This window comes from Ruegeria sp. HKCCA5839, assembly GCF_013035585.1.
In the GTDB taxonomy this organism is placed as follows: domain Bacteria; phylum Pseudomonadota; class Alphaproteobacteria; order Rhodobacterales; family Rhodobacteraceae; genus Ruegeria.
Map to the genome: position 1 here is coordinate 556,421 of NZ_WQIE01000002.1, position 15,129 is coordinate 571,549.

Annotated in this window: 17 protein-coding genes; 9 read left to right on the top strand and 8 right to left on the bottom strand. The window is 58.1% G+C overall.

Going from position 1 to position 15,129, the window contains the following annotated elements; translation table 11 throughout:
• Positions 1-50: 50 nt before the first annotated feature.
• The 4 genes from soxR (at position 51) to GOV38_RS08300 (ending at position 4,904) form a co-directional block, all read left to right on the top strand.
• On the top strand, positions 51-518 hold the full coding sequence (gene soxR / locus GOV38_RS08285) for a redox-sensitive transcriptional activator SoxR (protein WP_171208997.1): 468 nt from the start codon (positions 51-53) through the stop codon (positions 516-518).
• Between the two features lie 124 nt (positions 519-642).
• A complete protein-coding gene (locus GOV38_RS08290; RefSeq protein WP_171208996.1) occupies positions 643-2,289 on the top strand; it encodes an electron transfer flavoprotein-ubiquinone oxidoreductase in 1,647 nt (548 codons plus the stop codon).
• Positions 2,290-2,392: 103 nt separating this feature from the next.
• The gene (locus tag GOV38_RS08295) at positions 2,393-4,105 is read left to right on the top strand and encodes a tetratricopeptide repeat protein (RefSeq protein WP_171208995.1); all 1,713 of its coding nucleotides are present in this window, start codon (positions 2,393-2,395) and stop codon (positions 4,103-4,105) included.
• Positions 4,095-4,904, top strand: coding sequence for a 4-(cytidine 5'-diphospho)-2-C-methyl-D-erythritol kinase (locus GOV38_RS08300; protein ID WP_171208994.1), 810 nt, complete (start codon positions 4,095-4,097; stop codon positions 4,902-4,904). Before GOV38_RS08295 ends, GOV38_RS08300 begins: the two co-directional genes overlap by 11 nt.
• On the opposite strand, the gene GOV38_RS08305 is transcribed toward GOV38_RS08300, so the two are convergent.
• Positions 4,897-5,895, bottom strand: a complete 999-nt coding sequence (locus GOV38_RS08305) for a polyprenyl synthetase family protein (protein WP_171208993.1) — start codon at positions 5,893-5,895, stop codon at positions 4,897-4,899. The genes GOV38_RS08300 and GOV38_RS08305 overlap by 8 nt on opposite strands.
• 56 nt (positions 5,896-5,951) lie before the next feature.
• Between GOV38_RS08305 and GOV38_RS08310 the strand changes: the two genes are divergently transcribed.
• The 3 genes from GOV38_RS08310 to GOV38_RS08320 all read left to right on the top strand — a co-directional run bounded on the left by GOV38_RS08310 (position 5,952) and on the right by GOV38_RS08320 (position 7,223).
• Entirely contained in the window at positions 5,952-6,167 is a 216-nt protein-coding gene (locus GOV38_RS08310) for a DUF2007 domain-containing protein (protein ID WP_170353555.1), read from the top strand.
• Complete coding sequence (locus GOV38_RS08315; RefSeq protein WP_171208992.1) at positions 6,164-6,934, top strand: tRNA1(Val) (adenine(37)-N6)-methyltransferase; 771 nt, start codon at positions 6,164-6,166, stop codon at positions 6,932-6,934. The genes GOV38_RS08310 and GOV38_RS08315 overlap by 4 nt, the downstream gene beginning before the upstream one ends.
• A 124-nt stretch (positions 6,935-7,058) precedes the next feature.
• A complete protein-coding gene (locus GOV38_RS08320) occupies positions 7,059-7,223 on the top strand; it encodes a YdcH family protein (RefSeq protein ID WP_170350663.1) in 165 nt (54 codons plus the stop codon).
• Here GOV38_RS08320 and GOV38_RS08325 read toward each other — a convergent pair.
• The 7 genes from GOV38_RS08325 to GOV38_RS08355 form a co-directional block, all read right to left on the bottom strand.
• Positions 7,220-8,086, bottom strand: coding sequence for a DMT family transporter (locus GOV38_RS08325; RefSeq protein ID WP_171208991.1), 867 nt, complete (start codon positions 8,084-8,086; stop codon positions 7,220-7,222). The two genes, GOV38_RS08320 and GOV38_RS08325, sit on opposite strands and share 4 nt — an antisense overlap.
• Positions 8,083-9,027 (bottom strand): transcriptional regulator GcvA, encoded by a 945-nt coding sequence (locus GOV38_RS08330; RefSeq protein WP_171208990.1) that lies wholly within the window; start codon positions 9,025-9,027, stop codon positions 8,083-8,085. Before GOV38_RS08330 ends, GOV38_RS08325 begins: the two co-directional genes overlap by 4 nt.
• A 303-nt stretch (positions 9,028-9,330) precedes the next feature.
• On the bottom strand, positions 9,331-10,053 hold the full coding sequence (phbB, locus tag GOV38_RS08335) for an acetoacetyl-CoA reductase (protein WP_171208989.1): 723 nt from the start codon (positions 10,051-10,053) through the stop codon (positions 9,331-9,333).
• 184 nt (positions 10,054-10,237) lie between these two features.
• Positions 10,238-11,413: an acetyl-CoA C-acetyltransferase gene (locus GOV38_RS08340; RefSeq protein ID WP_171100906.1), complete on the bottom strand. Its 1,176-nt coding sequence runs from the start codon at positions 11,411-11,413 to the stop codon at positions 10,238-10,240.
• Positions 11,414-11,606: 193 nt separating this feature from the next.
• Positions 11,607-12,440 carry an EAL domain-containing protein gene (locus GOV38_RS08345; protein WP_171208988.1) on the bottom strand — a complete coding sequence of 278 codons (834 nt, stop codon included), beginning with the start codon at positions 12,438-12,440 and terminating at the stop codon, positions 11,607-11,609.
• A 94-nt stretch (positions 12,441-12,534) separates the two neighbouring features.
• On the bottom strand, positions 12,535-12,726 hold the full coding sequence (locus tag GOV38_RS08350) for a hypothetical protein (RefSeq protein ID WP_171208987.1): 192 nt from the start codon (positions 12,724-12,726) through the stop codon (positions 12,535-12,537).
• Between the two features lie 230 nt (positions 12,727-12,956).
• Positions 12,957-13,523, bottom strand: coding sequence for a TlpA disulfide reductase family protein (locus tag GOV38_RS08355; protein WP_171208986.1), 567 nt, complete (start codon positions 13,521-13,523; stop codon positions 12,957-12,959).
• A 21-nt stretch (positions 13,524-13,544) separates the two neighbouring features.
• Here GOV38_RS08355 and argH point away from each other — a divergent pair, with 21 nt between their 5' ends.
• Positions 13,545-14,933, top strand: coding sequence for an argininosuccinate lyase (gene argH / locus GOV38_RS08360; RefSeq protein ID WP_171208985.1), 1,389 nt, complete (start codon positions 13,545-13,547; stop codon positions 14,931-14,933).
• Positions 14,915-15,115, top strand: coding sequence for an argininosuccinate lyase (locus GOV38_RS08365; RefSeq protein WP_254453166.1), 201 nt, complete (start codon positions 14,915-14,917; stop codon positions 15,113-15,115). Before argH ends, GOV38_RS08365 begins: the two co-directional genes overlap by 19 nt.
• Positions 15,116-15,129 lie beyond the last annotated feature (14 nt).

The window sequence follows — 15,129 nt, forward strand, 5'->3', positions numbered from 1 at the left end:
CGATAATTTCTAAACCTAACTTTAGGTCAAGGAAATTCTTGCGAGGTCTCATGGCAGCTTACGAAGGGCTTGCAATTGGCGCGTTGGCGCGTCGAACCGGATTGGCAGTTTCGGCTATCCGCTATTACGAGGCACAGGGTTTGATTGCGCCTTGGCGCAATGCAGGTGGTCAACGCAGGTATCAACGTGCGGATATTCGGCGGTTGAGTTTCGTCATGATCGCGCAGCAGTTCGGTCTGACCTTGCCGGAAATCCGCGAGGTCCTGTCCGGCTTGCCGGGCAATCGCACGCCAACACCGCAGGATTGGAAGAAAATCAGCGTTGGTTTGCGCGCGCATCTGGACGCGCGAATCGATACGCTGATCCGGCTGCGCGACAATTTGGATGGCTGCATCGGGTGTGGCTGTCTCAGCTTGCCCAAATGCGCGCTTTACAACCCTGATGATCGCGCCAAATCCCATGGCAGCGGTCCCAGATACCTAATGGGCGATGCACCGGAAAGCAGAAGTGACGATTAGAGGCGCTGTTACGCCGTGTTTCGATTGACCAAGGTCTTTCCTACCATGTAATCACCCGTGAAACAAAATTGCGCCGACGGAACGCGAAAAGCGTCAATTCGGAAAGTTAGCGAAGGAGCCCGCGATGGCCGAGATTGAACGCGAAGCGATGGAATATGACGTGGTGATCGTGGGTGCAGGCCCCGCGGGTCTGTCTGCGGCCATCCGTTTGAAACAGCTGGATGCTGACCTGAATGTCGTGGTTCTGGAAAAAGGGTCGGAAGTCGGCGCGCATATCCTGTCGGGTGCGGTGCTTGATCCCTGTGGTCTGGATGCGTTGATCCCCGATTGGAAAGAAAAAGGCGCACCGCTGAACGTTCCGGTCAAGGATGACAACTTCTACATGCTGGGCGAAGCGGGTCAGCTGCGCATCCCAAACGCGCCCATGCCACCGTTGATGAACAACCATGGCAACTACATCGTCTCGATGGGCAATGTTTGCCGCTGGATGGCCGAGCAAGCCGAAGCGCTGGGCGTCGAAATATTCCCAGGCATGGCCTGTTCCGAGCTGGTCTATGGCGACAATGGCGAAGTCAAAGGCGTTGTCGCCGGTGTGTTTGGCCTGGAGCCTGACGGATCGTATGGCCCCAATACCGAGCCCGGGATGGAGCTGCACGGCAAGTATGTGTTCCTGTCCGAAGGTGTGCGCGGATCGCTGTCCAAAGAGGTCATCGCCAAATACGATCTGTCAGCCGGGAAAGAGCCGCAGAAATACGGCGTTGGCATGAAAGAGATCTGGGAGATCGACCCCGAAAAGCACAAGGAAGGTTCGGTCACCCACACCATGGGCTGGCCGCTGGGCAGCAATGCAGGTGGCGGATCTTTCATCTATCATCTTGAAAACAATCAGGTCTATGTCGGGTTCGTGGTGCATCTGAACTACAAGAACCCCTATCTCTACCCCTATATGGAATTCCAGCGCTTCAAGCATCATCCGATGGTGGCTCAGCTTTTGAAAGGCGGCAAACGCGTGGCCTATGGTGCCCGAGCGATCACCGAGGGTGGGTATCAGTCGATGCCCAAGCTGGTGGCTCCGGGTGTTGCACTGTTGGGCTGTTCGGCGGGTATGGTGAACGTGCCGCGTATCAAGGGCAACCACAATGCGATGCTGTCTGGCAAGGCCGCAGCCGAGGCTGCTTATGACGCGATCAAAGCTGAACGCTCGGGCGACGAACTGACCGCCTATGAGACCGACGTACGGGACGGCGCGATCGGCAGCGATCTGAAGAAAGTGCGCAACGTCAAGCCGCTTTGGTCGAAATACGGTCTGACTGCCAGTCTTGCGCTGGGTGGAATGGACATGTGGACCAACACGCTTGGCTTTTCGCTGTTGGGCACCCTGGGTCACGGCAAGAACGATGCTGAATCGACCGAAGATGCCAGCAAGCATCAACCGATCGACTATCCCAAGCCCGATGGAGTGCTGTCATTCGACCGTCTGACCAACGTATCCTTCGCGGCGACCAACCATGAGGAAAGCCAGCCGTGTCACTTGCGGCTGGCCGACCCGGATATCCCGGTCAATGTGAACCTGCCCGAGTTTGACGAGCCAGCGCAGCGTTATTGCCCGGCAGGGGTCTATGAGGTGGTCGAGGACGAAAACGGGCCGCGTTTTGTCATCAACTTTCAGAATTGCGTGCACTGCAAAACATGTGACATCAAGGATCCCAGCCAGAATATCACCTGGACAACGCCACAAGGCGGCGACGGGCCGAACTACCCCAATATGTAGGCAGAAATGCAGACAATGGCGGGGTCGTGATGGTCCGGCCATTGCCTCTGGAGGTCAGAGGCCCTAGCTTGTTCCTGATAATAGGCAACAAGGCAGTTTTCCGGTGTTTTCCTTGATCCGTCGCACAGCGCTTGCTGTGGTTCTTTCTTCTTCTGTTGCGCTTCCTGGTTTAGCGGATGTCGGCGCGGGCTCTTATCTTGCCGGTCGGCAAGCGATCTACGAAAGCGACTACAAAGCGGCTGAGCGTTACTATTCGCGCGCTTTACGTTCAAACCCCGAAGATCGCCGACTTCTGGAAAGCGTGTTGTTAGCGCGGATTGCGCTGGGCAATATCGAGGGCGCATTGCCCATCGCTGAGACGGTGGCCGAATATGATGGGCAGGCTCAGGCTGCGAGTATGACCATCGCGGCCACGATGATCGCAAACGAGCAATTCGAGGAGTTTCTGGCGCTTGATCCGGAAAGCCAAGGCATTGGTCCGCTGGTCGATGGCTTGATGATTGCCTGGGTGCAGATCGGTCAGGGCGCTATGACCAAGGCGATGGAGCAGTTCGATACCGTTGCCGAGCAAGAGGGTCTGCGCGCGTTCGCGATGTACCATAAGGCTCTTGCGCTGGCCTCGGTCGGGGACTTTGAGGGCGCAGAAGAAGTGTTCTCTGAGGGCGATGCAGCAGCGTCGCGTCTGTCGCGCCGGGCCGCGCTTTCTAGGGTCGAAGTGCTTTCGCAATTGGATCGTAACGATGACGCGTTGCAATTCATCGAAGACGTATTTTCGGCAGGGAGCGACCCTTTTATCGATGACTACAAGGCGCGGCTTTCAGCGGGCGAAACGCTTCCGTTCACCCATGTTGGCAACGTCAAGGATGGCGTAGCCGAAGTATTCCATTCGGTCGGTGCAGCGTTGAACAACGAGGCGGCGCAAGACTATGTTCTGCTTTATACCCGCATCGCCAGCTACCTGCGTCCCGATCATATTGATGCTGTTTTGATGAGCGCCGAGTTGCTGGAAAACCTGGGTCAGTTTGACCTGGCGGTCGAGGCCTATCGACAGGTTCCTGTCGACAGTCTGGATTACCACGTGGCCGAGCTTGGTCGGGCTGAAGTTCTGCGCCGGTCTGGCAAAGAGGATGCTGCGGTCGAAGTTCTGGAAAGCCTTGCTGTTCAACAGCCGGGTTTGCCTGCCGTGCATGTGGCTCTGGCAGATTTGCAGCGGCAACAGGAAAACTATGCCGCAGCTGTCACCTCATACGACACGGCGATTGATCTGACGGCGCAAGGGGCCGATGCGAGCTGGTTCTTGCACTATGCGCGCGGGATTTCCCATGAGCGTCTCAAGGACTGGGACAAGGCCGAGGCCGATTTTCGCAAAGCGCTTGAACTGAACCCGGATCAGCCGCAGGTGCTCAATTACCTGGGATATTCTCTTGTGGAGCGGCGGGAAAAGCTGGATGAGGCGCTGGACATGATCGAACGCGCGGTCGCGGCACGACCAGACAGCGGGTATATCGTAGACAGTTTGGGATGGGTCTTGTTCCGTCTTGGACGCTATGATGAAGCGGTCGAACATATGGAACGCGCGGCCGAGTTGATGGCCGTTGATCCGGTCGTGCATGACCATTTGGGCGATGTCTATTGGGCGGTTGGCCGCTATCGCGAGGCTGAATTCCAATGGAAGCGCGCCTTGTCCTTCATTGACCCCGAAGACAGCGATGGCGAAGCCGACCCGGACCGCATTCGGCGCAAGCTAGAGGTTGGTCTGGACGTGGTTCTGGAAGAAGAAGGCGCTGACCCGTTGAAAGTAGCCAATGACGGCTGAGGCCTTCGCGCCGGCCAAGATCAACCTGACACTGCATGTGACCGGCCAGCGCTCGGACGGGTATCACCTGTTGGATTCTTTGGTTGTTTTTGCCGATGTTGGGGATCACCTGACCTTTCACCCTGGTCCAGCTCTGTCGATCGAGGTCAGCGGTGAGTTTGCCCAAGGCGTTCCGACCGACGATCGCAACCTTGTGTGGCGTGCTGCACAGGCCGTGGATTGGACGGGGCAAATTACCCTGAATAAGGCACTGCCCCATGGTGGCGGCATCGGGGGTGGTTCTTCGGATGCGGCGGCAACCTTGCGGGCACTTGGGGGCGCAGATACAGCTGTGGCGCTGTCACTGGGTGCCGATGTTCCAGTCTGTGGTCGGGGCAAGGCCACGCGGATGCAAGGTATCGGAGAGGACTTGAGCCCAGCCGTCTTGCCGCCTTTGCCAGCGCTGCTGGTCAACCCCGGTGTTTCGGTGCCCACCGGGCCGGTTTTTCAGGCGCTGGATCGCAAGGACAACCCGGCCATGCCAGCCGACATTGACGTTTTCGACAGTGTCACCACCTGCGCCGAATGGCTGAGCACCCAGCGTAATGACCTACAAATCCCGGCATGCTCGGTTGCGCCGCAGATCATCGATGTGCTGGACGCGCTGGGCGACACTCGCGATGTTTTGCTGGCCCGCATGTCGGGATCGGGTTCAACCTGCTTTGCACTCTATCCGACGATGAAAGCGGCGCATTTTGCGGCCTATGAGATCGGCGCGGCCCAGCCGGACTGGTGGGTGCGGGCGACAACGCTCAGTTAAGGCGCGAGACCACGTAATCGGCCAGGTCGCGCAGCAGGTCGCGCAACTCGTGATCGGGTAGGCCTTCCAGCGCAGCTTTGGCCTTGGTTGCCCATCCAAACGCGTCGGCGCGGGTGGCGTCCAACGTGCCGTATTTGTGCATCAGCGCCAGAGCTTGATCCAGATCGCCATCTTCCTGGCGGCCCTTCTCGATGGTGCGTTGCCAGAAAGCGCGTTCTTCAGGTGTGGCCTGTGCGACGGCTTTGATCACCGGCAAGGTCAATTTGCGTTCACGGAAATCATCGCCAACGTTTTTGCCCGTCGCCTTGCTGTCGCCCTGATAATCCAGCAGGTCGTCGGCAATCTGGAACGCGATGCCCAATGCATCCCCATAGTCGAACAAGGCCTGAACCTGCGCGTCCGATGCCCCGGCGATCACAGCGCCCACTTCGGTGGCCGCAGAAAACAGGGCCGCGGTCTTGCCGCGCACAACTTGCAGATAAACCGATTCATCCGTGCGCAGATCCGTTGCGGCGGTCATTTGCAGCACTTCGCCTTCGGCAATGGTGGCCGATGCGTTGGAGAGAATGTCCAGAACCCGCAGGGATCCGGTTTCGACCATCAACTGAAAACTGCGCGAAAACAGGTAGTCACCCACCAACACGCTGGATTTGTTGTCCCAGAGCAGGTTCGCTGTAGGCCGACCGCGGCGCTGACCGCTTTCGTCCACTACATCGTCGTGCAGCAACGTGGCTGTGTGAATAAACTCAACCGTCGCCGCCAGCCGCACATGGTGGTCGCCGGCATAACCAAACAGGTTGGCCGCTGCCAAAGTGAGCATCGGACGCAGCCGCTTGCCACCAGCTTCGACCAGATGTGCTGTCACTTCGGGAATGCGCGGGGCGTGATCCGAGGCCATCCGCGTGCGGATCAATACATTTACCGCCGCCATTTCCTCGGTCAGAATTCCGGCCAGTCGCTCATGCGGTTTCGAGATCGTGCTGATATTCATCACACTCCTGATACAAGGCTCGACTTCCGCCTTGCCTTGCCCTTACATCCATCCCCATGAAAGAACTTTTGCGCAGCACCGATCCAACAATTCTGGCTTTTGCATCCGCTCTCCTTGAGGGCGAGGATATAGACTGCTTTCAGATGGACGTAAATATGAGCATCCTCGAAGGCGGCATTGGAATCTTCCCTCGCCGGCTGATGGTGCGTGCCGATGATCTGACCCGGGCAGAACGTGTGATGCACGACAATGACATCCCTTTGGGTCGATGACGGCGCGTGATGAAAGCGATCTGACCTGCAATGACTTTCTGGGTGGTCGTGTTCGGCTGTGGCAACCCAAGGCAGGTTATCGTGCCGGAGTTGATCCTGTTCTTCTGGCCGCATCGGTCCCCGCGTCACCGGGGCAGTCGGTGCTGGAGCTTGGCTGCGGCGCAGGAGCGGCCATTTTGTGCCTGTCGGCGCGGGTGCCCGGATTGCAGCTCACCGGGGTCGAATTGCAGGAAGAATACGCGCATTTGGCGCGCAGGAATGCACAAGAGAACGCGGTTGATCTGGATGTTGTCCAGGCAGACCTGACAGCAATGCCCGCCGATCTGCGGCAAAAGCAATTCGATCACGTGATTGCAAACCCGCCCTATTACAAACCAGGCGCGCACAGCACAGCGCGAGACACCGGGCGCAGCATCGCTTTGGGCGAACAGACGCCGCTTGCCCTATGGGTTGAGGTCGCGGCAAAGCGGCTGGCCCCAAAAGGCTATTTAAGCATGATCCAGAAAGCTGACCGGCTTCCGGACATGCTGGTGGCCTGCACGGGCCATCTGGGCTCGGTCGAGATTCTGCCTCTGGCGGCGCGGGTTGGTCGCGATGCCGAACTTGTGATCCTGCGCGCGCGCAAGGGCGGGCGGGCCGCTTTCAAGCTGCATCCACCGGTGATTCTGCATCAAGGCGTTCGGCACGAGCGGGACGGTGATAGTTATGCCCCCGAACTGAGCGCGGTGCTGCGCAACGGTGCAAGCTTGGCCGGGTTTGATCCCTAGTCGGCATTGATCAGCCGAATTCCTAGGATTTGTGACAGATTCTGTGCAGCTGCGGCGTGACAGGGTTGAATTGATGTGGTCAACTTCACACGTACTATTTGTATACCCACCAAGGAGGATCGCCATGAGCGTTAGCGCACATCTGACGGAACTGAAGAAAAAACACGAAACTCTCGGTCTTGAAGTAGAACAAGCTCAGCGCTCGCCAGGCATCGACGATCTCCACATCGCCCAGCTCAAAAAGCAGAAATTGAAACTGAAAGAAGAGATCGAGCGCCTGTCGGCCTAATTCGCAAAGCTGGCGCGGGCTGCAAGTACCGCGCCACCGGTAATCAAAACCGCCGCGATCGCCAGACCCCAGCTTGGGGTGGCGATCCCGGCCAGGATCAGAACCAGAGTCGACAATAGCGGTGCAGCATAAGAGCTGGTTCCAAGCATCTGAATGTCGCCCTGTTTGACCCCGATATCCCAGACGTAAAACGCAAGCCCAACTGGTCCGAGCCCAAGAGCAAGAACAGAGGCCCAGCTGAGGGCGGTGTCGGGCCAGATCGTGTCCTCAAGCGTGAAATGCAGTATCCAAGAGGCAATAGCAGTTAGCACGCAAAACACTGCGACAGAATTTGTGGGCGTATCGCCCAAACGGCGGGACAAAACGGAATAGCCCGACCATGTCAAAGCGCACAGCAGGGCCAGGCCATAGCCGGGCAGGTGATCCGATTGAAAGCCTGCTCCACCTCCACCCAAGATGATCAGTGCAGCCCCCGCAAAGCCCAGACAGGCGCCAATCAGGTGTCCTGCGCGCAGATGCTCACCTGGCAGCAGGCCCGAAAGCAAAACGATCAGCAGCGGCCAGAGGTAGGCAATTAGCCCGGCCTCGGCCGCTGGCGCCATCCGCAACGCCGAGAAATATAGCGCGTGATAGCCAAACAGTCCGACTGTTCCGAAGATGTAGATGGGCCACCGGACCGTGCGCAGTTGCGCGATGCCGCCCGTACGCCATGTCCAGATCAGCCCCAACGTCCCACCAAGGCTGAAGCAGATCGCGTTCAGCAACAAAGGCGGGGTTGGTGCTGACCCAACTGTAAACAGGGCAAGCAGAGACCACAGAAGTACGGCAACAAAACCGATACTTGTCGCGCGGGATCGAGTCATGCGGCAATGTCCTCGACCGGGATGATCTGAAACGCGTCCGAGATATGTGCGGTCTTTTCGATCTCTGCGACAAACCAATCCCTGAATGCTGCGATCTGAGGTCGTTTTTCGGCACCTGGCAGACAGAGAAAGCGAAATCGCCCCTGTGTTTCAATCGCAACTTTGAAAGGGGCGACCAACAGCCCCTCGGTCAGGTCCTTGATGATCATCGAACGTCGCCCAAGCGCGACACCCATACCCGCTACAGCCGCATCAATCGTGTGATCGGCATGTGAGAAACTGGCGCCGTGTTTGGGCTCAAAATCTACGCCCACCGCGCGGAACCATGTCGCCCAGTTTGCGGGGGGTTTCAGAAATGCGATCGAATCGTCGTGGATCAGCGGCGCTTCTTGCAAGCTTTCAACTGTTGGATACTGCTCGGCCAGTTCGGGGGTCATCACCGGGGTCAGCCACTCTTTGCGAACCGGCAGAGAATAGAGCTCTTCGTCAGGCCCATAGCCGAACCGGATGGCAACATCGACGTCATCCCGTTCAAGGTCCATATTTCGCAAAGTCGCCGAGAATTTCAAATCGATTTCCGGATGTGCGCGTGCGAATTCGTAGAGGCGCGGGGCAAGCCACTTGGCGGTCAGGGCGGGTCCGGCTGTCACGGTCAGGCTGGTGTCGTCTCCTTGTCGGCGTAACGCTTGCCATGCGGCCTGAAGAGTAGCGAACCCGTCTGCTGCACCGGGTGCAAGGGTTCGACCGGCTTCGGTCAGCTCGACGGCTCGGTTCAGGCGGCGAAACAGGGGACGGCCTAAATGCTCCTCAAGCGATTTTATCTGAAAAGACAGCGCAGCAGGGGTCACGTGCAACTCGTCGGCGGCCTTGGCGAAAGACATGTGCCGGGCGGCAGCGTCAAAGGCGCGTAGGGCTGTGAGCGGGGGTAAACTGTCTGGCATACGGTCAAATTTTTCTTAACTGAACTGCGAGAATTACTCGTTTGTCGCTTTCGAAATTAAGGGTCATATTCAGATCAAGTCAAATGAAACTGTTCTGAAAGGACCGCGAAGATGATCGAGATGACCACAAATCCAGCCGCCCGCCGCGCCTTTCACCGCGCACATGAAGCACGGGGCACGGCAATTATTGCGATGCTGAAGAAAGTATTTAGTTTCCGCTGAACGCAGCGCGCGCGTTCTTACGGGATGCACAAGGGCCGGCCTGTTTGGGGCCGGCCCAATTCGTTTCAAGCTCGGCTTGGCTTAGACAAAGAACTGTGCACCGTTCGCCGAAATCGTCGAACCGTTGATGAACTGAGAATCATCTGAGGCCAGGAAAGCCACACAGCGCGCAATCTCTTCCGGTTCACCCAGACGACCCGCGGGGATTTGACCAATGATCGATTCGCGAACTTTTTCGGGCACAGCCATCACCATCTCGGTGGCGATATAGCCGGGGCAGATTGCGTTGGCGGTGATACCGGCACGCGCGCCTTCTTGGGCCAGAGATTTCACGATACCCAGATCACCCGCTTTGGTCGCGGCATAGTTCACCTGTGCGAATTGCCCTTTCTGGCCGTTTATCGAGCTGATGACGATGACCCGCCCGAACTTACGTTCGCGCATGCCGGGCCATACCGGATGAACGGTGTTGAACACGCCAGTCAGGTTGGTGTCGATCACCTGATGCCATTGCTCGGGTGTCATCTTGTGGAACGGTGCGTCGCGCGTGATGCCTGCATTGGCGACCACGATATCAATCGGGCCGACCTCGGCCTCGACCTTTTCGATGCCCGCTTTGGATTCGTCATAATCAGCGACGTTCCACTTATAGGTGGCGATGCCGGTTTCTTCGGTGAAATTTGCCGCCGCTTCATCGTTCCCCGCATAGGTCGCCGCAACCTTGTATCCTTCGGCTTTGAGCGCCTTGGAAATTGCTGCGCCGATGCCGCGAGACCCTCCGGTTACGAGTGCTGTACGTGCCATTGATGACTCCTCCAATTTTAGTCGACCTGGTAATTTGGTTACTTCCAAGGGCGAGCGTGCGCAATATTGCTTCTGTGTGAAGGTGGCGTTTCACGCAGTAAATAGTGTCGCAGCCCAAGCTGTTATCTGAGTGTAACAAAAAAGGCGCCACCGGGGCGCCTTTTCTGCTGAAATGTCAAAGCACTCAGTCGCGCTCCACGCAGAGCGCAACACCCATGCCGCCACCGATGCAGAGGGTGGCCAGACCCTTTTTGGCATCGCGGCGCTTCATTTCGAACAGCAACGTGTTCAGAACGCGGCAGCCGGATGCCCCGATTGGGTGACCAATGGCGATGGCGCCACCGTTGACGTTTACGATCGAAGGGTCCCAGCCCATGTCCTTGTTGACGGCACAGGCTTGCGCGGCGAAAGCTTCGTTGGCTTCAACCAGGTCCAGGTCGTCAACCGACCAGCCCGCTTTCTCAAGTGCCTTGCGGGACGCATAGATCGGGCCAACACCCATGATAGACGGGTCCAGACCAGCCGTTGCGTACGATGCAATCCGGGCCAGAGGCTCGATCCCGCGTTTTTCAGCGTTTTCAGCCGACATTAGCAGCGTCGCGGCCGCGCCATCATTCAGGCCTGACGCGTTGGCGGCCGTAACCGAACCCTCTTTGGTGAAGGCTGGGCGCAGTTTGCCCATGGCTTCGATGGTCGCGCCGTGGCGGATGTATTCGTCCTTGTCCATCACGATGTCGCCCTTGCGGGTCTTGATGGTGAAGGGCACGATCTCGTCGTCGAATTTACCGGCCTTCTGAGCTGCTTCTGCCTTGTTCTGCGAGGCTACGGCGAATTCGTCCTGCATATCGCGGCTGATCTGCCATTTCTCGGCAACGTTTTCGGCGGTCTGGCCCATGTGGTAGCCGTTGAATGCGTCCCACAGGCCGTCACGGATCATCGTGTCGATGTATTTCATGTCGCCCATCTTGTGACCGGCGCGCAGGGCGGCAGCGTGGGGCGACAGGGTCATGTTTTCCTGGCCACCGGCGGCCACGATGTCAGCATCCCCGAGTTGGATATGCTGCGCACCCAGCGCAACAGCGCGCAGGCCCGAGCCGCAGACCTGGTTGATGCCCCAGGCCGCGCTTTCCTGCGGCAGGCCCGCATTGATATGCGCCTGACGTGCAGGGTTCTGGCCCTGAGCCGCGGTCAGAACCTGACCCATGATGGTTTCGCTGACTTCGCCTTTGTCGATCCCGGCGCGCTCGACAACCGCTTCGAGTACGGCGGCGCCCAGGTCATGTGCAGGGGTGTTCGCAAACGAACCGCTAAAGCTGCCGACGCCTGTGCGTGCGGCGGATGCGATTACTACGTTGGTCATTTGATCAGTCCTTTACCGTCATGGTCCTGTGGGAAATCTGACGGCGCAAGTTGCAAAGCTTCGCTCTGCCAGAGTCAGAGCGCCTCATGTTCCCCCGCTCAACTCTGCCTGAAATACCCCAATGCTGCAATTGCAGCAACGGACAGCTTGTCTCAGCGTAAGTTTGATTTGGGCAGATCACTGAAAACAGGCATCAAGTTCCGGTTTTTGCTTTGGTTTTCCCGATCCAGGGCGGAGAGACTGTCGGTGCGCCAAACAGAAACCCCTGAAGGCAGTCGACCCCATTGGCGACAAGAAATTCGGCATCTTCGGGTGTTTCGACCGATTCGGCGGTTACCAGGATCTCAAACTCGCGTGCGACTGCGATCAGTGCGCGCACCAATGCCTGGTTGTCGGGGTCGCGGCTGATGCCACGAATGAACTGTCCGTCGATCTTGGCCGCGTCAAAAAGAAACTCGCGAAAATGGCGAAAGCTGAAATTGCTGGCGCCAAAATCGTCCAAAGCAAAGGCGATGCCCCGCGATTGCAGCCGATCCATGAAATCGACCACCAGTTCCGGCACCTGCATCGCCGAGCTTTCCGAGATCTCAAGGATCAACCGCTCACCCAGTGTCGCGTCGCGTTTGAGAAATTTCTCAAGTAGGCGCGACCAGCGCGCATAGCCAATCGAACGGGCGGACATGTTGATCGACAGGCGGATGCCGGGGTTTCGGATCAAAGTCCGCATACCCATTTCCAGCGCGACGCAATCCAGATCGCGACCCACAGGTGTGTTTTCAACCTGCGGCATGAACTCACGCGCGGGAATGGCGCGCCCGGTTTCATCCAACACGCGGATGAACCCCTCGTAAAAGGCGACGCCCTGGGGTGGGCGCGATTGCATGACCGGCTGAAACGCCAGCTTGCATTGCTTGTGTTTCACCGCTTCGGTCGCCATCTGAACCGCCGAACGATCCCGCGCCGAAACCGCAGCGTTCAGCGGGCTGTCCGCACCTTCCGGCAGGTCTGCAAGCCTCTTGTTCCGCATATCCGTGACGATCCTTCAGTCATGGCCAAACCCTGTTGGTCATGATTTCAGGGCAAACAGATGAATCTGCGGTTAAGACGTTTCAGAATATTGGTCAGTTTGATCGGGCGCGCTCAAAGGACCACGAGGCCGCAGCGCCGATAATCGCGCCAAACATACCGGTCAGCATCAGGATAAAGCCAAAAAGCAAAGCCCCGGGCGACACCGTTTCTGCCAAAGCGGCAACCATCGACAAAACAAGGCCCAGCAGGCCGATATAGGTCGAGATGGATGTGATACGGGTCATGCGGTCCTCGGGTGCTTCGGTCTTCTGTTATCCATGTGGCAACCAATATCGGCGTTTCAATATGGGTCGCTTCGGCTTTGGGTTCTGCCGACGCAGGTGCCGCTTTCTTGAGCGGTTTGGTGCCGAAAGCTTGAAATCAGGGCATAAAATGGCCCAAGCCCGACTAAATGAAACTACCCTCGGGCGTTGCAGGCGCCCGAAGGTTCCGTGTCTCACGTTGACCGCAGGGGTCAGCTTTCGGCGCCCACCAAGGTCGAGATGATCGCTTTGGCGCTGTCGGAATTCCATTCCGCGTCTCCGATCAAACGTGCAATTTCCTGGCCTTCGGGGTTCAGGATCACAGTGATCGGCAGGGCAACGACACCGAATTCACGCGCGGCGGACGAGCTTGGGTCTTGGTGGCGCGGTAAGCCCGTGATGCCATTGTCGTCAAAAAATTTCTTGATCCCGGCAGGAGAGTTGCGGCCTGTGGCCAGGGTCAGAACCTCGAACTTGTCGCCGCCAAATTCCTCTTGCAGCTCGGCAATCTGAGGCATCTCTTTGCGACAAGGCGCACACCAAGTGGCCCAGAAATTCACCAGCACGTATTTGCCGGCATAGTCTTCCAGCGTGCCAACGCCGCCGTCATCTTCCAATTGGAACTCGATGGTCTTGGCCTCTTTGGGTTCGCTATGCAAGATCAGCCGTTTCAGAGAGCCATCCCGCAAGGGTGCCAGCGTTTCGGCATCCGTTGCCAAAGCTGCGTTTGCACCCAACGCAAGGGCCATATAAAGGGGGATCAGACGTAACAGGCGCATATCAACTCCGGGTTTTCATTCATGACCGATCAATCCTCGAACCAGATGTGGGGCGGCCGCTTTGCCGCCGGTCCAGACGCGATCATGGAGGCGATCAACGCCTCGATCTGGTTCGATCAGCGGATGGCAGCCCAGGACATTGCAGGCTCGCGCGCCCATGCCGCCATGCTGGCTGCGACAGGCGTCATAAGTGATAGTGATGCCGAGGCCATTCGGGAAGGGCTGCTCACCGTTTTGTCAGAAATCCAGAAGGGTGAGTTTCAGTTCTCGGCCGCACTGGAAGACATCCACATGAACGTCGAAGCGCGCCTGAAAGAGGTTATCGGAGAGCCCGCAGGCCGCTTGCACACAGGCCGATCGCGCAACGATCAGGTCGCTACCGATTTCAAACTGTGGGTGCGTGATCAGCTGGATGCGGCTGAAACGGGTTTGCTGGCTTTGATCCGTGCGCTTTTGGCGCAGGCCGAGGCCGGGGCCGATTGGGTGATGCCGGGCTTTACCCATCTACAAACCGCGCAGCCGGTCACTTGGGGGCATCATATGATGGCCTATGTCGAGATGTTTGGCCGCGATCTGTCGCGCGTCCGCGATGCGCGCGCCAGGATGAACGAGTCCCCCTTGGGTGCTGCGGCGCTGGCCGGAACCTCATTCCCCATCGACCGCGATATGACGGCCAAGGCGCTTGGTTTTGATCGACCTGCCGCCAACTCGTTGGACGCCGTCAGCGACCGCGATTTCGCGCTGGAATTCCTGTCCACCGCGTCAATCTGCGCTGTCCACCTGTCGCGCTTTGCCGAAGAGCTGGTGATCTGGTCCTCGGCCCAGTTCCGCTTTGTCACCTTGTCTGATCGCTTTTCCACTGGATCCTCGATCATGCCACAAAAGAAAAACCCGGATGCGGCCGAGTTGATCCGGGCCAAGGTGGGGCGCATCTTTGGCGCCAATACTGCGCTGATGATGGTGATGAAGGGCCTGCCCTTGGCCTATTCCAAAGACATGCAGGAAGACAAAGAGCAGGTATTTGATGCCGCCGACAACTGGATGCTGGCGCTGGCGGCGATGGAAGGCATGGTCAAGGACATGACTGCCAATCGCGACAGTCTTGCCGCTGCTGCAGGGTCAGGCTTTTCGACCGCGACGGACCTGGCCGATTGGCTGGTGCGTGTGCCCGGGCTGCCGTTTCGGGATGCGCACCATGTCACCGGCTCGTTGGTTGCGATGGCCGAAAACAAAGGCTGTGACCTGCCTGATCTGAGCCTTGCCGATATGCAATCGGTCCATGGTGACATCACTGAAGATGTCTATTCTGTTCTTACGGTCGAAAATTCGGTAAACTCGCGTCAGTCCTACGGTGGCACCGCACCGGATCAAGTGCGGGCCCAGGTTCAAAGATGGAAAGCGATGGTCTGATGACTCTGCTGCGCGCAACGATCTTGGTAGCTACCTGTGCGGTGTTGGCAGGCTGCGGCGCAGATGGTGAACCGCTGCAACCGACAATGAATGCCAGCGTTGGCGTAGGCTCCAGCGGGACCTATGTGGCGGCTGGCGTTGGCGCGACACGCGGCCCGATAAGCCTGTTTGTCGGGTTCTGAGGCCTTTAGAAAAG